This window comes from Clostridium sp. LS3, from assembly GCF_055330225.1.
Genome location: NZ_CM143921.1, coordinates 1,804,433 through 1,824,690, shown reverse-complemented (window position 1 = coordinate 1,824,690; position 20,258 = coordinate 1,804,433). Strand labels below are relative to the sequence as shown.

At 29.3% G+C, this 20,258-nt stretch carries 25 protein-coding genes and 1 riboswitch; of the genes, 3 read left to right on the top strand and 22 right to left on the bottom strand.

Annotation, left to right across the window (positions count from 1 at the left end; translation table 11 throughout):
* The first annotated feature begins 116 nt into the window (after positions 1-116).
* The gene (locus ACZJV1_RS08465) at positions 117-377 is read left to right on the top strand and encodes a hypothetical protein (protein WP_463652023.1); all 261 of its coding nucleotides are present in this window, start codon (positions 117-119) and stop codon (positions 375-377) included.
* A gap of 35 nt (positions 378-412) precedes the next feature.
* Here the strand turns inward: ACZJV1_RS08465 and uvsE are convergent, their stop codons facing one another.
* The 8 genes from uvsE to ACZJV1_RS08425 form a co-directional block, all read right to left on the bottom strand.
* Positions 413-1,390: a UV DNA damage repair endonuclease UvsE gene (gene uvsE, locus ACZJV1_RS08460; protein WP_463652022.1), complete on the bottom strand. Its 978-nt coding sequence runs from the start codon at positions 1,388-1,390 to the stop codon at positions 413-415.
* A gap of 297 nt (positions 1,391-1,687) precedes the next feature.
* Positions 1,688-2,230, bottom strand: coding sequence for a DUF6512 family protein (locus ACZJV1_RS08455; protein ID WP_463652021.1), 543 nt, complete (start codon positions 2,228-2,230; stop codon positions 1,688-1,690).
* A gap of 159 nt (positions 2,231-2,389) precedes the next feature.
* Positions 2,390-3,385, bottom strand: a complete 996-nt coding sequence (add, locus tag ACZJV1_RS08450; protein ID WP_463652020.1) for an adenosine deaminase — start codon at positions 3,383-3,385, stop codon at positions 2,390-2,392.
* Positions 3,386-3,519: 134 nt separating this feature from the next.
* Positions 3,520-3,619: riboswitch (purine riboswitch) on the bottom strand.
* 111 nt (positions 3,620-3,730) lie between these two features.
* Complete coding sequence (locus tag ACZJV1_RS08445) at positions 3,731-4,627, bottom strand: N-acetylmuramoyl-L-alanine amidase (protein ID WP_463652019.1); 897 nt, start codon at positions 4,625-4,627, stop codon at positions 3,731-3,733.
* A 246-nt stretch (positions 4,628-4,873) separates the two neighbouring features.
* Positions 4,874-6,007 (bottom strand): DEAD/DEAH box helicase, encoded by a 1,134-nt coding sequence (locus ACZJV1_RS08440; RefSeq protein WP_463652018.1) that lies wholly within the window; start codon positions 6,005-6,007, stop codon positions 4,874-4,876.
* Between the two features lie 78 nt (positions 6,008-6,085).
* The gene (locus ACZJV1_RS08435; protein WP_463652017.1) at positions 6,086-6,787 is read right to left on the bottom strand and encodes a transglutaminase-like domain-containing protein; all 702 of its coding nucleotides are present in this window, start codon (positions 6,785-6,787) and stop codon (positions 6,086-6,088) included.
* A 35-nt stretch (positions 6,788-6,822) separates the two neighbouring features.
* Positions 6,823-7,593 carry a helix-turn-helix transcriptional regulator gene (locus tag ACZJV1_RS08430; RefSeq protein WP_463652016.1) on the bottom strand — a complete coding sequence of 257 codons (771 nt, stop codon included), beginning with the start codon at positions 7,591-7,593 and terminating at the stop codon, positions 6,823-6,825.
* A 127-nt stretch (positions 7,594-7,720) separates the two neighbouring features.
* A complete protein-coding gene (locus tag ACZJV1_RS08425) occupies positions 7,721-8,386 on the bottom strand; it encodes a DUF2691 family protein (RefSeq protein ID WP_463652015.1) in 666 nt (221 codons plus the stop codon).
* A 253-nt stretch (positions 8,387-8,639) separates the two neighbouring features.
* On the opposite strand from ACZJV1_RS08425, the gene ACZJV1_RS08420 reads away from it, so the two are divergent.
* A complete protein-coding gene (locus ACZJV1_RS08420) occupies positions 8,640-9,179 on the top strand; it encodes an RNA polymerase sigma factor (RefSeq protein WP_463652014.1) in 540 nt (179 codons plus the stop codon).
* Positions 9,154-10,152 (top strand): hypothetical protein, encoded by a 999-nt coding sequence (locus tag ACZJV1_RS08415; RefSeq protein WP_463652013.1) that lies wholly within the window; start codon positions 9,154-9,156, stop codon positions 10,150-10,152. Before ACZJV1_RS08420 ends, ACZJV1_RS08415 begins: the two co-directional genes overlap by 26 nt.
* Positions 10,153-10,238: 86 nt before the next feature.
* Here ACZJV1_RS08415 and eutM read toward each other — a convergent pair whose 3' ends face one another.
* From eutM to cutD, 14 genes are all read right to left on the bottom strand, one after another.
* The gene (gene eutM / locus ACZJV1_RS08410) at positions 10,239-10,529 is read right to left on the bottom strand and encodes an ethanolamine utilization microcompartment protein EutM (protein WP_460288921.1); all 291 of its coding nucleotides are present in this window, start codon (positions 10,527-10,529) and stop codon (positions 10,239-10,241) included.
* 125 nt (positions 10,530-10,654) lie between these two features.
* The gene (locus ACZJV1_RS08405) at positions 10,655-11,305 is read right to left on the bottom strand and encodes a phosphate propanoyltransferase (RefSeq protein WP_411167495.1); all 651 of its coding nucleotides are present in this window, start codon (positions 11,303-11,305) and stop codon (positions 10,655-10,657) included.
* Positions 11,306-12,865 (bottom strand): acetaldehyde dehydrogenase (acetylating), encoded by a 1,560-nt coding sequence (locus ACZJV1_RS08400; RefSeq protein ID WP_463652012.1) that lies wholly within the window; start codon positions 12,863-12,865, stop codon positions 11,306-11,308.
* A gap of 38 nt (positions 12,866-12,903) precedes the next feature.
* Complete coding sequence (locus ACZJV1_RS08395; protein WP_463652011.1) at positions 12,904-13,677, bottom strand: BMC domain-containing protein; 774 nt, start codon at positions 13,675-13,677, stop codon at positions 12,904-12,906.
* Positions 13,678-13,699: 22 nt separating this feature from the next.
* Entirely contained in the window at positions 13,700-14,374 is a 675-nt protein-coding gene (locus tag ACZJV1_RS08390) for a cupin domain-containing protein (RefSeq protein WP_411167492.1), read from the bottom strand.
* A 54-nt stretch (positions 14,375-14,428) separates the two neighbouring features.
* Positions 14,429-14,977 carry a BMC domain-containing protein gene (locus ACZJV1_RS08385; protein ID WP_460288916.1) on the bottom strand — a complete coding sequence of 183 codons (549 nt, stop codon included), beginning with the start codon at positions 14,975-14,977 and terminating at the stop codon, positions 14,429-14,431.
* Between the two features lies 1 nt (position 14,978).
* Positions 14,979-16,307, bottom strand: coding sequence for a 4Fe-4S dicluster domain-containing protein (locus ACZJV1_RS08380; protein WP_463652010.1), 1,329 nt, complete (start codon positions 16,305-16,307; stop codon positions 14,979-14,981).
* Positions 16,308-16,324: 17 nt separating this feature from the next.
* Positions 16,325-16,588 carry a EutN/CcmL family microcompartment protein gene (locus ACZJV1_RS08375; protein WP_460288914.1) on the bottom strand — a complete coding sequence of 88 codons (264 nt, stop codon included), beginning with the start codon at positions 16,586-16,588 and terminating at the stop codon, positions 16,325-16,327.
* Positions 16,585-16,887, bottom strand: a complete 303-nt coding sequence (locus ACZJV1_RS08370; RefSeq protein ID WP_460288913.1) for a BMC domain-containing protein — start codon at positions 16,885-16,887, stop codon at positions 16,585-16,587. The genes ACZJV1_RS08375 and ACZJV1_RS08370 overlap by 4 nt, the downstream gene beginning before the upstream one ends.
* A 15-nt stretch (positions 16,888-16,902) precedes the next feature.
* Positions 16,903-17,748, bottom strand: a complete 846-nt coding sequence (eutJ, locus tag ACZJV1_RS08365; protein ID WP_463652009.1) for an ethanolamine utilization protein EutJ — start codon at positions 17,746-17,748, stop codon at positions 16,903-16,905.
* Positions 17,730-18,398 carry a cobalamin adenosyltransferase gene (locus ACZJV1_RS08360; protein WP_463652008.1) on the bottom strand — a complete coding sequence of 223 codons (669 nt, stop codon included), beginning with the start codon at positions 18,396-18,398 and terminating at the stop codon, positions 17,730-17,732. The genes eutJ and ACZJV1_RS08360 overlap by 19 nt, the downstream gene beginning before the upstream one ends.
* A gap of 13 nt (positions 18,399-18,411) precedes the next feature.
* On the bottom strand, positions 18,412-18,852 hold the full coding sequence (locus ACZJV1_RS08355) for a EutP/PduV family microcompartment system protein (protein WP_460288910.1): 441 nt from the start codon (positions 18,850-18,852) through the stop codon (positions 18,412-18,414).
* On the bottom strand, positions 18,849-19,202 hold the full coding sequence (locus ACZJV1_RS08350; RefSeq protein WP_460288909.1) for a BMC domain-containing protein: 354 nt from the start codon (positions 19,200-19,202) through the stop codon (positions 18,849-18,851). The genes ACZJV1_RS08355 and ACZJV1_RS08350 overlap by 4 nt, the downstream gene beginning before the upstream one ends.
* Before the next feature lie 27 nt (positions 19,203-19,229).
* Entirely contained in the window at positions 19,230-20,183 is a 954-nt protein-coding gene (gene cutD, locus ACZJV1_RS08345) for a choline TMA-lyase-activating enzyme (protein WP_463652007.1), read from the bottom strand.
* Positions 20,184-20,258 lie beyond the last annotated feature (75 nt).

The window sequence follows — 20,258 nt, the reverse complement described above, 5'->3', positions numbered from 1 at the left end:
AAATTTACATTTTATTCTCATAATTACTGGAATTATAATCCATAAATTATGTATAATAAGAATATAAATAATTTATGGATTGTATTAAATTATTCATATTTGAGTGGGAGGATATTATGAGAAAATGTTTAAGATGTGATGAAGTTATGATTGAAGATTATATGTTAAAAACAGAAAATATAACTTCTACTGCGCTAGTTGTATTGGGAAAAGGGAGTGGAGTTTTTTCATTAAATTTTGAAATGTTTATACCAGAGGATGATTCAGCTAGATTGTTAAACCACATATTGGAGGGATTAGATTACAGTACACTGTATAAGGCGTACTCTTCCTTAGTAGGAATTTTGCAATTTAACCTAAATTTCTATTTAAAGTAAAAAAATTCATACTTAAAATTGATTTTCTATTTATATTAGTTAATAATTAATGTAGTTTTATCCTTCCATTTATATTCAGGCTTAATTTCTTTTATATCTTTAACTAGCTTAAATAAAGCTACATCTTTTTCTTTACATTCTAGCATTATATCAAAGTCTTTATTAATTTTTCTTGTTAATTCTATAAAATTTATAAAGTCTAAAGCATTTATAAAATCTGAATGTTTTCTATCTATTTTACCATCTAACTTTTCATCTCTTGGTGAAGAAAAGTGCATTTTAGGAGGTAAATTTTCATTACTCCATGTATCAAATATACCTTGTAGCATATCAGAAATATTTTCACCATTATTATTGCAATTGTGGTGATGAATATCTAAAACCATTGGTATATTTAAAGTTTTGCATAATTCTAAAGTTTCACTAGCTGTATAAGTTTTATCATCATTTTCTATAATTAATCTTTCTTTTATTTTTCTAGGAAAATCTTTAAAATTTTCAATAAATCTTTCTATAGCCAATTCTTTTCCTCCCGTTGCTCCACCTATATGAATTACCATTTTTCCTTCTTTATAATTCATGTCTTCAAACCATTCAACTTGTCTAGTTAAATTTATAATTGTATTTTTAACAACCTTTAGATTATTACTGTTTATCACATTAAATTCATCTGGATGAGTATCTACTCTCATATTAGATTCTTTAATGAGATTACCTATATATTCAAAATCCTTTTTAAAAATTTCTCTATGTCCCCAATACCCGACTTCAGGGTGGGTAACTAACGGTACTAAGGCAGAAGTTATTCTATAAAAATGTATATCATTTTTTATATTGTATCTTAGTATTTCTTCTAATGCATTTAAGTTTGAAGCAGTAACGCTTTTTAATTTTTCTAATCTTTTTTCTTCTGATATAATTTTACTATAGTTTGTAAAGGTTACATTACTAGAACTTGTTATCTTCTTTCCTAATACATTTGAAATGGCAACATATCCAAGCCTTACTTTCATAAATTTTCTCCTATTTAATGATTAATTAAAAGTAGTTTTTCCTAATGAATTATTTTATAAACATAAAAAGTCCTTAGATTTTATTTAAATACTTTTAAAAACATATATTCATACTATCAAAGATGGTTTGTACTATTGAAATCAATGTGAATTATTAGCTAGAGATACAGCTTAAAATAGTTTGACTTTTTGTGTTCAATATATTGACATAAGACAAAAATAAGGTTGCCTAATCAAGACAACCTTATTTTAATATTTATATAACTAAATTTATAAGTTTTATTAATTGATTATATTCTAAAGCCCGTATTGCCCTGTAATACTATCTTTAAAATATTCTATCATAGGAGGATTAAACGTAAAAAGAATAAAAAAAATTATATGAATAGCTATACCTACTACAGCTATATAAAATAATGTTTTATTTTCTTTTGTTTTACAGGATATAAAGTATCCAGCTAATTGTCCTATTAAAATTCCTATAAAATAGGCAGCTATATCAACTATCATATTAGTTGTAAAACTTGCTTCTTTAAATAAAACATGCCATAACCCAACCAAAGAGAAGCATACAATTTCAAAAACTACTATAACTATAAATCTACTAAATAAAAAGTTTTTTACATGCTCTTTTACAAAAATATATTCTATAATAGAATATATTAATATTGGATATAATCCTATTTTCCAATGCTCCCACATACTTTCATTTACAGGTGCTATTAATCCTATCAAAACATTATTACCTAAAATATCATATAGATTATGCCATAAACATCCTATAAAAAATATTATAAATATACCTATAATCTCATACTTAAATAGCTTTTTACATTTCATATTATTACTCCCAAACACAATATTCACTACATATTATATGTTGATGTTAAACATATATACATTTTATATATTTCTATTCAGAATTATCTAATTTTTTTTCTAGGATTATATAACTTTTCTAATAATAATCAAAATAATATCTATAACTTATCTATTTTACTAAATTTGAAAAGAAAGTAAACCTACCTTTGTTTCTTCATCACAAAAGGCTGCATTTACACTATTTATATAAATCTTTCTATACTCATCTATATTTACATTAAATATTTCTATCACTTTATTTGTTTCTTCTGTTAAACTTATATTAGAAACAGTTCTGTTATCTGTACTAATATTAACTTTGATACTATCTTTATGGTATTTATATATAGGATGTTCTTCATATGATATTACAGCTTTTGTATCAAGATTACTTTTAGGACACATTTCTAATGTTACCCCATTTTCTTTAACTAAATTATATGCCTCATCATCATTATATATATACACTCCATGACCTATTCTTTCAGCTCCTAAAAGGTTTATTGCATCTCTTACATTTTTGCCAAAGCCAGTTTCTCCTGCATGTATTGTAATTCTAAATCCCTTTTCCTTAGCAACCTTCATTGCTTCTATATACTCATAAGCAAAATCTTCTCTTTCAGATGCTGCTAAATCTATTGCTACAACACCTCTACCAATATACTTTTCACCTGCATTTATAGATTGATATACGTGCTCTAAATCTAATCCTCTTATACAAGAAATTATTACATTACCTCTAATGTCGTATTTTTCTTCTGCATCCTTTATTCCACTTATAACACTTTCTATAATTTCTTCTAAATCTAGTCCTTCTTGTGTATGAAATACTGGTGCAAATCTAACTTCAATGTATTTAACACTTTCCTTTGCAGCATCTTCTAAAAGTTCATAAGCTACTCTTTTTAAATTTTCTTTTGTTTGCAAAACTTTATTAGGTAGATCAAATCTCTTTAAGTATTCATCTAGTGAATCACACTCTTCTGAAATAGTCAGTAAACTCTTAACGTAATCATAATCATAACTGTCTAATTTTATATTTTCTTTTTTAGCTAATTCTATAACTGTCTCAACTCTTAAGCTACCATCTAAATGACAGTGTAGTTCTATTTTAGGTAAGTTCTTAGTATCCATAATAATTTTTCCTCCTTAAAAACATTTTCTTTATGTAAAATATAAATTAAAATTCTTTAAAATATAAATAGCCTTATATATTTTTAATTTAAGTAATTTTATATAAAAAAAAATTCTTGATTACGAAGAAATCACAAATAAAATGATTTCTTCGTAATCAAGAATTATTGGTTCTTGGTAGAAACCCCTAATCCATATTATTAGGGTTATACGAAGCTATTTAATATATCTTTTTAAATTACTATTAATTTTAGCATATATGTTAAAATAGTCAATATGTAATTATAAATTTTATCATTATATATTACCTTTAATCTTTGGCTCTTTTAGACATTTTTCTCTAATTTAGAATCCAATTCTAGTCCAATCAAATAGAGAACCTGGGTCAGTTTTTACACCTGGATTGTATTCATCATGCCCTATAATATGTCTTCTATCCTTTATTATACTAGGATTTCTCTTTATGATGTCCTCTAACAATACATTTAGTGATTCATATTGAGCATCTGTATATCCTAATAAAGAATGATTTATTAAGTCAAACTTCTCAGCTGTTATCACTGGAATCATCTCTTCTCTAGTACCAATAGCAAGTAACTCTATTCCTATTGAATAATGATTTAACCTATTTTCATATTCAGGGTAATCTATAAGCTTTCCAGGTCCTGCATGGTAAGCAACTCTATTTTCAGGTACAAAAAGATAAATCTTCCCTTCTCTATCGATTACATAATTAGAAGATACTCCATATTGCTCTAAAATAGAGTATATATCATTAATTTCATATGGATTATTTGGGTTGTTAGAAGCATTACTTATAAAATGAATAACAACATGAGTAGTTGTTTCTATTCTTGGTTCTGAGTTTATATCAGGAAGAAGCATATTAATAGTATCTAAGCTTGTTTCCCATTGAATAGATAAGTCTTGTCCAATTTTTCTTTGGCCTGATACTTCTTGTCTTATTTCTAATTGATTAAATACTTCTTTAGACTCTGAAATAGATATATTCTCTATATTTCCTTCTTCATAAGTAGATACTTTTTCTATTTCAGTTTCTTGTTCTATTTCTACTTTATTAGACTCCTCTTTTTCTTCTAAAGATTCTATATTTTTTTTATTATCCACTTTTCCTTGAGAGGCTAACCTTATTATTCCAATTTTCTTAGAGCAACCTGCTAAAATTAAAACTAATCCTCCCAAAAGCATAATTAGAATAATTAACCATTTATTTTTTTTCATCTATTTCTCCTTTGTAATTATTTTTATATATCCATTTTTACTAAATTATACCTCAATGTGAAATTATAATACAAATATACATTTTTTTCTATACATTAAGACAAAAAATTTCATTTTTGAATATAAAAATAAGTCACAGAATATCTATGATAATCATTTAAATGATCTTCATAGATATTCTGTGACTTTTCTTCATTTATATCACGTTTATTAAGTCTAATAACTAATTTAAAACTAACAACTACTCTACTCTTCTACATTTCCTTTATAGAGATTCTTTTGTAAAATATTAATTTTAAAGTTCTTTTCATGCATTTCTATTATCTTTTCTTCTCTTTCATCAACTAAAGAAAATACATCTCCAGTTTCCCCTGCTCTTCCGACTCTTCCTGCTCTATGTAGATAATCATTAGAGTCTTCAGGAATGTCTAAATTAATAACATGAGTTACACCTTTTATATCTAAACCTCTAGCAGCTACATCCGAAGCAATTAAAACTTGAATTTTACCCGTTCTAAAACTTTCTAAAGCTCTTTTTCTATCTTCCATCTTTCCATTACCACCAATAGCATCTACTTTTACATTATTAAATTTTAAATATTCAACAGCTGTGTTAGTAGTATAACTATCATTATTAAATACTAAAACTTTTTCAGCTTTTAGTGCATTTATAAGCTTTCTTAAAGTTTCAATCTTTTTTCTGCCATCAGTTTTTATGTAGCTATGATTTATATTTTCATTAACTTTATTATGTTTAACTGCTACAACATTTATATCATTAGCTAAAGTCTTAGCAATATCTAAAGTTTTTCCATTTAATGTAGCAGAGAACATCATAACTTGAGTTTGTTTTTGAGTAGATTTTATTATATCTTTTATAACAGGAAGATTATTTTTATCTAAAAGTTTATCTACTTCATCAATTACAATAGTTTTTATAGTATGAGCAGATACTTTCTTTTTACGAATTAACTCTAATATTCTTCCAGCAGAGCCAACTATAATATGAGGTTTTGCTTTTAAACTATCTATTTGCCTTTGGATATTAGCACTACCGATTAAAGATGTAGAAGTAATATCTAGTCCTGATGATTTTTTAACTTCATTTATTGTATTATTAATTTGAATAGCTAATTCATGAGTTGGAGCTAGTATTATACATTGCATTTCTTTTTTGCTTGTATCAATATTTTCTATTATAGGTAAAAGATAAGCTAAAGTCTTTCCTGTTCCTGTTTCAGACTGTCCAATTAAATTTACTTTATCAATAGCTAAAGGGATAATTTTCTTTTGTATTTCTGTAGGTTCTTTTATTCCCATAGCATTTAATCCATTAATAATTTTTTCATTTATTTTAAGATTTTCAAAGTTAATTTCCATAATCATACCTCTTTCATTAAATTATGTGCTTCTTAACTTTATCAGTAGTTTTAAATATTGTCAAAATATTATAAGATATTATTTAGAATTTCTAATTTTACTAATGTTTCTGTTCATCAAATGTCTAATAAATTTTCTATAAATAAATTTTTTCATAGGACTAATTGCTTGACTATGATTTTTAAAAAATTCATCTGGATTATCAAATACACCAAAATCTCTTAAAATACCTTCTTTTTGTATATATGTGTCATTTTCATTCCAATCAATTATTGGATTTTGAAAATCTTTTGTTGCTACTCCATATCCACAAAAAGAGCCTGTAAAATCTGAAAATCTACTTTGTAATTTATTTAGATAACTTACATCTAAAATAAATCCTTCAAGGTTATACCATTTAGAATTATAATAAACTTCTACCCAACTATGAACTATTTCCTTAGGTGAAAGCTTATAGTATAAGCCTTTCATAGCACCTTTTTGTAGTATTTTATCTATTGTAAAGCCATGCATCCTGCACTGAACTCCAACTGCACGCAATAATGCCATAAATAAAATCCCTTTTGTATTACACTGTCCATATCCGTCTTCTAAAACCTTTGAGGCAGGGATTCCATCATCCTCATTATACCCAAAGGCAATATCATTTTTTACATAATTATATATCTCAAGAATTTTATTATAATCACTAAGATTTCTCCATTGCTTTTCTTCAACTAGCTTTCTAATGCAATCTGATGAAAAATCTAAAAGCTTTGTTTCTTCTAAATATTTTTCCATAAAATATAACCTCCATTTTCTTTATTGGCTATATTTTACTCTATTTTAAAATTAGGAACTTTCAAAAATACGCTATCTTTACGAATATTTTTCGCTGACATACCCGTTAACTTCTTACTTGTATAAGCAAAATGTGATGGACTATCAAAGCCGGCTTTCATTGCTGCATCTGTTATACTACCATTTTCTAATAAATACATATATGCTTTTTTCAAATTACATAATACAATATAGCTTTTAAGAGGTATCCCTATCTGCTCCTTAAATAAATGAGATATCCTACTTTCAGATAATGAAACCATTTTAGAAAATTCTTTTAAAAAATTAGCATCATAATCATATTCATCTAACATTTTAAGTGATTTAAGAATTCGTTCATCATATTTATTTTTTTTGTTTACTTCTATTTCTAAAATATTAAACATTGAAGAAGTAAAATCACTATATTTTTCTATGTCCAAATCTTTAACTAGTTGCTCAAACTCTTTTTGAAGTAATCTAATTTCACAACAATCAAGTACACAATACTCTTTTCCTAATAGATATTTTTTCTTAAATTGTTGAGCAATATCAGATGTTGCATCTATAAGCATTGTAAAATGAATATTATTATCTGAAGAAAAACAATGCTCTACATTCGTGTTCACAATAATACATTTGCAAGATATATCTTCACCCTTTACTTCTATATTTAAATTATCCTTATAGCTCATAAATAATTGAAGCATATAATGCTTATGAAGTTCAGCATCAATAATATCTGTAAATGCTGATATATAACTTTCACTCATAAAAATATACTTCATACTCAACCTCCAATACATTATAAAAATAGTTTTTACCTCTTCATATTATATAGATGTTTATTATCTATACTATGCTTTATTATATAAACCATATCTTATAATAAAACCAAGTTTATTTACAGCATTATTATAAATCCATATCATCTAACACTTTATTTATGTACATTATAATATCTTCATCATTAACTTCAATTTTCCTCTCTAAATATAGTTTATTCCATATAAAATACTTCTTTAATAATATTGATTCACTGATTTGAATATTTCTTTCAAATAATTTCTCTATTAATAGCTTCTCTATATAAGCAATCTCAGAATTATCTCTTGTATTTTGTTCTGATAAACCTTTAGACAATGGAAAAAAACATCTAAACTTATCTACTAAGTGATCTTCTTTACTAATAAATATAGTACTAACGCCATCCCATGCTACAACTTCAATACTGGCAAGAGTGTGCTGAATTTCTACTTCATCTACCCAAAATCCTCTGTTTCCATCTGCAAAAGGCAAATCATATTCTAATACTTTTTCAAGAGTTATATCTTTTTCAAAAGCAGAAAATACTCCCCATATAAAATAAATGTCCTCTTCGTTAATAATTTTCGTCAATTCTTCTCCCTCAACCCAAACAAATTCCTTAGAAAATAGTTCTTCGAATTTTGGATTTACAGAATAACACTCACAATTAGTAATTAGCCAATTATATTTTATTTGCTCATTATCTATGGCAGTAAAAATCTTACCAAGCTTAGTATAAACTTCTTCACCTTTTTCTAATATTGCACTTTTCATACTTACACCTCATAAATTTTCGTTAAAACTTAATAAACTACTTTTTTAATTTCATAATTTTCTTTCTTTCTACTTACAGTATATTATTTACATATATAATTATATATGTAAGTGATATTAAAATATAGTCGTTCTTCATACAGAACTGCTGAATTTCTATTTGAAGAACACTTAGATATTATTAATAAAAAATTTCCTAAACATGGAACAAATCAGCTATTTATAAAGTCTAGTTGGTATAAGGAGGGAACATATGGACGAAAAATTATTAATCAAAAAAGCTAAAAAAGGAAATAAAGAGGCTTTCATTGAGCTACTTAAAACTTATGAAAAAGATGTATATTTATTTGCAAAATATATGTTAAATAATGATGAGCTTGTCAAGGATGCAGTGCAAGAAACTATAACAGTTGTCTATGAGAAAATAAGCACTTTAAAAAATGATAACTCATTTAAGTCTTGGTTATTAAAGATATTAGGAAACAAGTGTAGGGATCTTTTAAAAAGAGAAAAAAATGTAATATATCTAGATTCACAAATAGAAGAGCAATATATTGACAATGGCTTTGCAGAAATTGAAATAAGGCAATGTATGGATGGTTTATCTGATGAACATAAGAAGATTATTATTTTATATTATTTTAATGACCTAAGCTATAAAGAAATAAGTGATTTAATGGAAATTCCTAAAGGTACAGTAAAATCAAAATTATCAAGAGCAAAAGAAAGTTTAAAGAAGATAATAAGTAAAGAGGAGATGATAATAAATGAAACTAGAAGAAATGTTAAATGAAGAGAAAAATAAAGAAATTAATAAAGAATTTAAAGACTTCTATAAAGATACATTAAAAAATCTCCCAGATAAAAATAGAAATAAAAATAAAAAAAGTAGCTTTGTAAAAGCAATAGCAGTAGTTATGCTATGTTTAGTTTTAACTCCCGTTATAAAAACATATGGAACTGACATATTGAAAAATATTTTGGGAGTAAAGGAAATTATAAATGATGCCGTTACAGCAGATTTATATTTAAAATATACAAATGATGAAGTTGTTAACCTAGATTTGGGAGAATATGAAGTAACAGTAAATAATATTGGATATGATGATAACTTTTTAGTTTATGCATATAGCTTAGAAAGAAAAGATGGTAAAGATTTATCTCCTAATGAGCATATGCAAATAGGAGTAAGATTAGATTTTGAGAAGAATGGATACTCTTATGGTTCTAATGTAGATACAAAAATAGAAAGTAATAAGTTTTCTATGGTAGTGTGGGAATATATTGGAGATCTAAATTTAGATGAAAATATTAAAGCGGAAGTAGTTGCAACAGATTATGTAAGTAAATTAAAAAATGAAAAGAAAGCTAAACTAGAACTACAAAAATCAAAGGAATCTACTTCAAAAACAGTTGTACTTAATAAAGAGATAAAGATTCAAGAAGGAAGTATTTATTTAGATAAAATATCTTTCTCACCCTTTGCAGCAATTTTCAAATCTGAAAACAGAGGAGAACTTGGAAATATAAATAGAAAAGAAAGAGACCCTTATTACTATGCTATATTTGATGAAAATGGGGATCAAATAAATATGGGAAATACAAGTATTTATGGAGGATCAGAAGAACTTGCTAAAATAGGTAAAACTATATTACCATCTGAATATGTAGGAAAGAAAAAGTACACAATAAAAATATATGATAGTAGAACATCTGAAGAAGTAGAAAATTCAGCTATAACTATAGATGTTCCAGAGATAAAATAGTTATTGGGAATTTTTAGACTCGTTAGGAGTGTTAAGTAAAAAGGAGATATTGCAAAATAGTTTTGCAATATCTCCTTTTATGTTAATTATTTTGTAGCGTCTTTAGCTGCTGGAAGTATTACTTCTACTTCTGAGTGTGGACGAGGAATTACGTGAACTGAAACTAACTCCCCAACACGTTGTGCAGCAGCAGCACCAGCATCAGTAGCAGCTTTAACAGCTCCTACATCTCCTCTTACCATAACTGTTACAAGACCACCACCAACATATTCTTTACCAATTAGATAAACATTTGCAGCCTTAACCATAGCATCTGCAGCCTCTATTGAACCAACTAATCCCTTTGTTTCGATCATTCCTAAAGCATCATATTTCATTTTAAAATCCTCCATTTTATTTAATAATTTTTTGTTTAATAATTTTATATTATAATTTTTATTTTATAAGCTAATCTTTAATTTATGTTTTTTGATTTATATTTTAAAAATTTTTAATTTATATTTTACTTTATAATTTTGATTTTTGAACTAGAGCTAATATTCATAGCATTTGCTTCTTCAGTGTCAATATGGCATTCAAGTTTAGAGGCATCATTTGCTCTAATAGCTACATTACTGTAAATACCACCTCTTAAGTCATCAAACTTTATAGAGACTACTTGACCATCTGAAACACCAAAGCTTTTAGCATCTTCTGGTGTCATGTGTATATGTCTTTGTGCAACTATTACTCCTTCTTCAAGCTGAACTGAACCTTTTGGTCCAATTAAAGTGACTCCAGGTGTTTTGCACAAATCACCAGATAATCTTGGATGTTTAGTAACACCAAGTTTAAAACAATCTCCAGCTAATACTTCAACCTGAGTTTTACTTCTTGTAGGCCCAAGGATTCTAATTTTTTCAATAGCTCCCTTTGGTCCACAAATTGTTAAAGTCTCTTTGCATGCATACTGTCCAGGCTGTGACAAATCTTTCATTTTTGCCAGATGATAATCTTCACCAAATAAAATATTTAGATCCCTCTGTGAAAGATGTACATGCCTATTTGAAACACCTACTGGAATTTCAGATGAATCATTTTTCACTTCTGTATTAGCTCCGTTAGCTTGTACAGCTTCCAGTAAAAGCTTCAATATAGCTTCACATCCATCCATCTATTGTTCCCCCTTCATCGCCTTTACTATCTGATTAACTAATTTCATAAGTTCTTCATTATTAGTAAATGTGCTATTCTCAGTGTTATCACACTTTGATGCTGCTACATATTCAGCAGGACTTAAAGTTCCACATTGATTTTGTGTAGCATGACAGTTCTCAGCAGTTTTTATACGATTGAAAGTTGGATCATCTGATGCTAATGTTGCACAATCTTTTAAGCCATAAGCAACTCTCTTTATATTAACTAGATGCATTGGGGTAACATTTTCAGATACTGAACTACCTCCCCAAGTACCACAGCCAAGTGTAAATGATGGCATAAGACCTGTGCTTGCACCTGTTCCACCTTGTGCACCTCCAGTATTAACTAAAATACGTGAAGCTGGTTTTCTAGCAAATTTCATTACTATATCTCTATCTTCAGTGTGAATACTCATTGTATGTCCAATTCCATTTTGAAGTAATTGAATACTTAATTCACACGCTTCTTTCCAGTCTTTTACTGTATAGAATCCAAGTACTGTTGTAAGCTTTTCAAAAGATAAAGGATAACCTTCTCCTACACCTTTTTGCTCTCCGATAAGTACTTTAGTTCCTTCTGGAATAGAAATTCCTGCAGCTTTTGCAATAACTTGCGGAGATCTACCTACAAACTTAGCATTCATATTGTGTCCATTCTTAAACAACAAAGCACAAACTTTATTAGTTTCTTCTGTTGTCATAAAATATCCACCTTGCTTTTTGAATTCTTCAACAACTAAGTTATGATTGCATTCTTCACATATAATTGATTGCTCTGATGCACATATTGTACCATTATCAAATGTCTTACTTGCAATTATATTTCTAACAGCTTTTTCAACATTAGCACTTCTCTCTATATATGCCGGAGAATTTCCTGCCCCTACTCCAAGTGCAGGCTTACCAGAACTATAAGCAGCTTTTACCATACCTGGGCCACCAGTTGCTATAATGATAGCAACCTCTTTACTTTTCATTACTTCATTTGTTGCTCCAATGGTTGGTATAGAAATACATCCAATAATATCTTCAGGTGCTCCTGCTTCAATAGCTGCATCTTTCATTAATTTAGCTGCTTTAATTGTACATTCTGCTGCTGATGGATGTGGTGAAAATACTATAGCGTTTCTAGATTTAATTGCAATCATAGACTTAAAAATAGTAGTTGATGTTGGATTTGTAGATGGTACTATTCCCATTACTAAGCCAACCGGCTCTGCAATTTCAATCAGCTTATTTACCTCATCTTCTCTAATTACACCAATAGTCTTCATATCTTTTATTGCGTCATATAATATTGTAGATGCCATATGGTTTTTATAGGTCTTATCATTAACCTTACCAAACCCAGTTTCTTCTACAGCCATTTGCGCTAAACATACTGAATTTTCTTCAGCAACTTTAACCATATTACGTAAAATTCTATCAATTTGTTCTTCTGTATAATCTGCAATTTTTTCTGTTGCAACTTTTCCTAATCTTGCAAGATCTCTTGCTTCTTGTATAGAGCGCAAATCTTTATCAAAATTTCCCATTTTGTCATTCCTCCTTTTAGAATATTTGTGTATTAAAGTTATTTGTAATATGCTTTTATTTTACTAATTATTATCTTCTTACTTGCTTTTGAGATTGCTTTATTTGTAATCTCTAAATCATCATATTGACGAGCTAAATTTCTAAGGTTCATTAAATTAAGAGTATTTAAAACTTTTATAGCTTCTTCCATTCCACTATCTTTTACTAGATTATCTACAGTATCTTTCTGTAAATTCTCTATATCAATTTCTAAAGATTTAGTTTTATTTTCATCTTTTAAATTTTCATCAGCTATGTTTTCTATATTCTCAATTACAATGTTAGCTTCATCATTGTGATTGTAAGCTTCATTTATATTTTCAATGCTAATATCAGTATCTTTATTAAGATTAATATCTTTGTTATCATCGCTACCCTTATTAACATTGATATCAGTATCGTTATCAATCTTATCAATAACATTAATATCATCAATATTATCAGTATCATCATTAGCAGTATCATTTATATTAGAATCTTCTATGCTAACTGTTGTATTTTTAATTCCAATAATACTATCTAACTCTTCATGTGGGCGTGGTATTACATGTTCTGAAACAAGCAATGAACTATCAAGCTTTTTAACAGCTGCAACACCAGCTTCTACTGCTGCTTTTACTGCACCTACATCTCCAGTTACTGCTACTGAAACAAGTCCACCACCAACATAAGTTTTATCAAAAATGCTAACATCTGCTGCTTTAAGCATTGTATCTGCACTTTCAATTGCTGCTAATAGTCCTCTTGTTTCTATTAATCCAAGTGCCTTCATAGCTTAATCCCCCCAAAGTTTACTATAAAAGATCCGCCCAGTTTGCAGGATAAGTAGTATAGAATACCCTTGCCTTATCTGGTGAACCCCAAACTACCTTAGAGCCTGATGGTACAAATAGTACATCTCCAGGATATGCAGTATAGGTCTTTCCATTAATCTCCACTGTTAAAGTTCCTTCAATAACATAATCGATTTCTTCATAAGTTAATTCCCAATCAAAGCGTGAATTTTCTATTGTTAAAAATCCAGCACTCATTTTAGATTCATCTTTGCTAACTAATTCCTGATAATAAGCCTTTACATTTGGATTACCTGTATCAAATACATCCATTTTAACTGTATTACCTCTAACAACCTTTAAACCACCTTTATCACTTTCAAAAGAGTAAGGTGTATTTGGTTTGTTTAAGCAATTAAGCATTTCTTGCACAAGACCTTTATCCATCATAGTTTTGAAAAATGTTAAAAGCATTTCACTATCTAGTCCATCTACACAAATTTTTTGTGCTTCATTTTGTTTTACTTCACAGGACTTTGTCTCACATTTAGGAGCTTCTGTAGTGAACTCTATTCCATTATTCTTTGCTAAATCTTTAGCTGATGGTGTAATAATTACATTACTATCAATATAAAATTTTGTTTCACCTTGTTTTATTAAGGCTTCAACATCTTTTGCACTAATTAACCTCTTCATTTACTCACATCCTTTCATTATAAAATTAATTTTATATAATGTTTTTACTCATTTTTAGAGTAAAGACTGTAGTAATCTGTCAGACGGAGATGGTATAATTTCTGCATTAACTAACAACCCTTTTTCCTCCATAATGGACTTTCCTGCATCAATACCTGCTTCAACTGCAGCTACATCACCAGTGAAGGTAAAGAAAGACTTTCCTCCAAGGCCTGTTCCTAGTCTAAGTTCTATTGGCTCCAAATTAGCAGCCTTTAAAACAGCATCTGCAGCTATAACCATATTTGCTATAGAGAAGGATTCTAAAATTCCTAGTGCCTGTATTCTCTCAGGCATTGTTGCTCCTGTAATTGCTGGAAAAACCAATGGACTTACATTTGGAATAATTATTGAGTCAATCCAAAACTCTCCTGCCATTTTTTCTCCTACACTTACTGATTCCTTTACAGCTGCAACGTCGCCACTAACTATTGCAATGTATTTTCCTGGACAAACAGAACTAGCAGTAACTATTTCAACTTCTGAAGTCTTAAGCATTTGATCCGCTGAATAAATTCCACGCGCAATGCTTGTAAATTCAACCATTCCTATTGCATTAGCCACATTAATCCCTCCTTATAGTTATAAAATCATTTTCAATCTCTATAATAGTTCCTGAAATACTTGTATGAATTGGAGCACCTAAACTTCCTTCTGGAACTTTACCTATTAAATCGCCAGCCTGAACATGGTCACCTATATTCACACTGCAAATAGATGGCGCACCTACATGCTGTTGCTTTGCAATATAAACTCTTTCAGGTTCTAATGTAATATCTGTTAAAGGAGCTGGTTTATCAAACTCTCTTAATCCTAGCCTAGCAATAAGTCTTTTACTTGGAACTAATCTATATTCACGAGCTTGTCTTCCTTCAAATTTATCTTGCACTGGCTTATACCTAATATTCTTTTCAGCAAGCTTTTGTTTAAAGTATAAATTAGCTGCTTTAGGATAAAGTCCAGCTGGACAAGAAAATAATTCACATAAGTTACATTGACAACATAGTTGAGATATTTTTTGTCCTTCCATATCATCAAGATTATATGCCATAGCTCTCATCATTTTATGAGGTTGAGTGTTATGACCTAGTAGATATCGTGGGCACATATCAGTACACATTCTACATTGTTCACAAGATGCTCTATTTACTCTTTTAGCTTGATCCATGCTAACAGACTTCTTACGAATCAGTGAATGACTTTTTTTAAGTATTACAAATCCCTTGTTTTTCTTTGTAACATATCCATCTAAACTTTTCATTACAGGTCCCATCATTGGGCCCCCATCAATAACTGCATAATCCTCAAAGTTATTGATTCCACTAAGCTTTAATACATCTATAATAGGAGTACCAACTGGTACTTTTACAGTTACAGGATTTGGAACATCTCCTGACACAGTAATATACTTTTCTGTAACTGATTTTCCAATAGATGCATTATAGATATTTAAAGCTGTTTCACTATTAACAACTACACAACCAACTTGAATTGGAATGCCAGCTTCTGGAACAACTCTTCCTGTAAGCTCATAAACAAGTACTTGTTCATCCCCTGCTGGATAAATATCTTGAAGTTCTTTTACTTCAATGAAATTTTCTAATTGTAATTTGCTAATTCTATCTCTTAAAATATTAATTACTTCTTTATGCTTTCCTTTAATTCCTATAATTCCTGTCTTTGCATCAACTAGTTCTCTAGCTGCTTCAAATCCATTTATTATCTCGTCTGGAAATATCTCCATTAACTGTTGATCAACTCTCAAAAGAGGTTCACATTCAGCTCCGTTGAGAAGTATGTATTCTGCCTTTGATGCTAACTTAGCATGGGTAGGAAAACCTGCTCCACCTGCACCAATAACTCCTGCCTCTTTTACTTTATCTAAAAGACTCATTGTTATACCTCCTGAATTTATCTAAAATCACAATCTTCATCAATGATTCCTACAACAACTGCATCAACTGGAATATCATCATTACCTAACATTCTACGGGCAGAGGATCCAGTACATATAATTACTCTATCACCTATACCTGCACTAATAATATCTACTACTATTAGTCTTCTTCCTTCATTGATTCCACCAATTTCCTCAGCTAACATAAGCTTAAAACCACTAAGTGACTCAGCTTTTCTAGTTGCCCATACATTGCCAATAAGTTTTGCTGTTATCATAATGCTTTTCCTTCTTCCATCTTGATTTTAATTTCCTTGACTGCTGACTCCACAGAAGCTGTATCTCCAAAAATAGCAATTAAAATCATATTTTGAGGACAACTTCCTTTAATATCCTCAACTGTAACTCCAACAGCTTTTTCTGCAATATCTGCAGCGCAAATCATTTCTATCATTCTTCCTTGAACAAGGCCAACTGCATCTATAGTATTTAAATCTGTTTTGCAATTTACTCCCATACGTCGTTTTAGAATATCTATAGTCCCTTCAGAGGGCGATTTTATAATCCTAAACTCCATATCTTTTCACTCTCCTTATTCAATAATTTCTTTTGTACAGCTAAGGGCTATTCCGAGTGGTGTAACAAACATTGGATTTTGGGGCTTATGTGTATATATTCCTGTTTGTTTTTGGATGATTTCTTCTATTCCAGTTAAACAACAAGTTCCACCTACTAAAGAAATCTCTTTAACATCATGGCCTTCTATATGTTCATTGATAATAGATGAAACTTTTTCAACTACAGGTTTTAATACTGGAAGTAATTCTTTATGCCTTTTATTGTCTCTTTTAAATTTATCTGCTTCTGCAAAAGACATGCCATAAGCTCCTGAAATAACTAATGAAAAGTGAGTTCCACCTGTTGGCTCATCGACTACATAAACGACTTCCCCATTCTTTAATATAGAAATACCTGTTGTTCCACCACCTATATCTACGACTGCTCCATTTTCAATTTTAAGAACTTTATTTGCAGCTGTAGGTTCATCTAATATACTTGTAAGTTCAAACCCTGCTGCTTGCACTACATTTTTAATAGCTCCTGAATCTAAAGCGTCTGTTCCTGGTGGAATTGCTGCTGCTGCATAAAGTAGCTCTGCGCCTAATTTTTCTTCAAGATCTTCTTTTAATTCTCTTACAATCTTAACAGCACCAATATAGTCAACAACCATACCATCACGAACTACATCTGCATATCTATAGGCTCCTGCAACTGGTTTATAGTTTTCATCTAAAACAGCTAGTACCACACATGCAGTACCTAAATCAACGCCTGTATAGTAAGTTGATGATTTTTCTATAATGGGCTTGTTTATAACTTCTTCAAAGTCATGAACAAGCTTATCACAATATTCAAAAGTTAATTCTCTCTCTGACATCTCTTTCCTCCAATAATTGAACAAATCATTTGGGATATGGTATTAATAATTGAATTTATATTTTTAATAACATCTTTCCCTAAATTGTCATCATCTTCATAAACTTCAAAAACATAAGGTTCTAATTCATGAAGAGCACAACGAAGTGTATGCAATTTTAGAATTTCCTTGCTTTTTTCAAGTTGCATATAAAACTCTGTAATTTCAAAGCAGTCACCAATGTCATCATAAAAATTATTTGAATTTATTCCAGTACATTCTTGACAACTAAGAATCTCTAATTCACTTTTTCCATCTATAAATTTTCTAATATTTGTAATCTTCTTACCTAAGGCAATAATATTTTGTGATATGATAATATCTTCTTTTAAAATATCACTACTTGTAACAAGGAATATTGCTTCAATAGATTTTAATTTATAATAAAGCTTCTTCTTATTGTTATTTCCCCTTGGCAATATTTCTGATTGCTTTACTTCAGGATTTTCCTTATTCTTGCAAGAAACCTCATCTAACATTTTTATACCTCTATCAGAAATATATTGTCTTGCTCCAGGTGTAAGGCGCTCTCCCTGAACTAATTGATAAGTACTAAAGGGTTCTTTCTTATACAAATCTCTTAAATACTCTTCAGTAATAAATTTCATCATTGCCCCCTTTGTTTTACCCTTCTTTTAATAAATATTCTTTTAAATCATCAATACCTATCCTTTTAGAAAAACTAATGTGAAAATATGGCTCTGAAACTCCTATGATTTTTAATTGTCTTAAGCAATTTTCTTTATTTTCTGGCATTAAATCACATTTAGTTATTACTCCTATTACAGGGCATCTAAAGGACTTTGCAAATCCATGAGGATACACATCTGCGCATCTTGATTGGTCAATTAAAATTAATACATGTGATGCATCTTGTGCTGCTGCAATTATATGCTTATACATCCAAGAATTTTCTATATATGATCCTGGGACATCAATGGTATTTTTACCATAAATCATATCCTGTGTTCTTTTTAATTCACCTTGGTAATTATTTAATTCATTTACTAATGTGGTTTTTCCACATCTTGAAGGGCCAATTACCATTATTCTTTTCTTTCTCATGTTCTTGTAATGGGAGCAGGTGTAAACCCAAGTAAATTTTTCAACGTATCATTTACAGCAGTAAGTGCAGTTTCAACGCTCTGTACATCTCCATTTATAACTACAGATCCTGTAAAACGATCTAAGAATCCAATTTCAACATCTGCGACCTTTGTAGCAATGTCTGCTGCAATAATAGCAGTTTCATAAGGAGTTAAAGTTAAAATTCCTATAGCTCCTTTTTCATCTATTCCTAAACGTTCATAGATATCTGGCATAGGTGAAGCAATAACATGAGCTATTGTAATTTGCTTACCCGGCACTGACTCTTGTATAACACGTTGTATATTTCTTTCAAGAAATTCTCCCATAAACCTTACCTTCCATTTTTTATTTATTTAGTGACGAATCACTTTAACAGGTAAATCATATTTTTTAATCCAACTTTCAATTCTATCTAAGTCTTCATTACTTAAGCTTGGATCTCCTTCAATTGGATATTCCATTCCTAATTGTTTGTATTTATTTACTCCCATCTTGTGATATGGAAGTAAGTCAATTCCTTTAAAATTCTTGTAATCTTTAAAAGGAATTAAAAATTTCATAGCATTTTCAATGTCATCTTGACAATCATTTACACCCTTTAATAAAGGCATTCTGATTTTAACATTATATTTGCGACGAAGAAGTTCTTTTAAGTTCTCTAATATTTGTTCATTTCTCACTCCAGTTAGTTGAAAGTGTTTGTCTGAATCAATATGCTTCATATCAAATAGAAATAAATCTGTAAACTCCGCAGCCTTTAATACTGATTCTAATTTTGCATATCCACAGGTTTCAATTGCAGTGTTTATACCTTCTTGTTTGCATGCCATAAGTAAATTACTAGCTGCTTCTGGTTGCATTAAAACTTCACCACCACCTAAGGTAACACCCCCACCTGAAATTTCATAAAATTCTCTATCTTCTTCAACAATTTCTACAAGTTCAGAAATTGTTTTTACTTCTCCTACTATGGATAATGCTGAGTTTAAGCAAGCATTAGCACACTTTCCACACCCAATACAATCAATATTACGATTTACCTCATGCTTTAAAGTTTCGTTGGAAATAGTATGTATTCCAACCGGACAAACAGAAACGCAAGCACCACAATCAACACATGAATTACTTTTAAACATAACTCTATATTTCTTTAAAATTCCCTCAGGATTAGCACACCATTTACAACGTAATGGACATCCTTGAAAAAATATTAGAGTTCTTACTCCTGGTCCATCGTACATATTGTATTTTTGTACATTGAAAATTGTTGCTTTTCGTTCGATTATACCTAAGTTTTTATTCCCCATACTATTCAGTCTCCAGTCTCATTTATCATAACTTTAAATATATAATTTAATTGTTACCTTGCCACCAAAATCTTT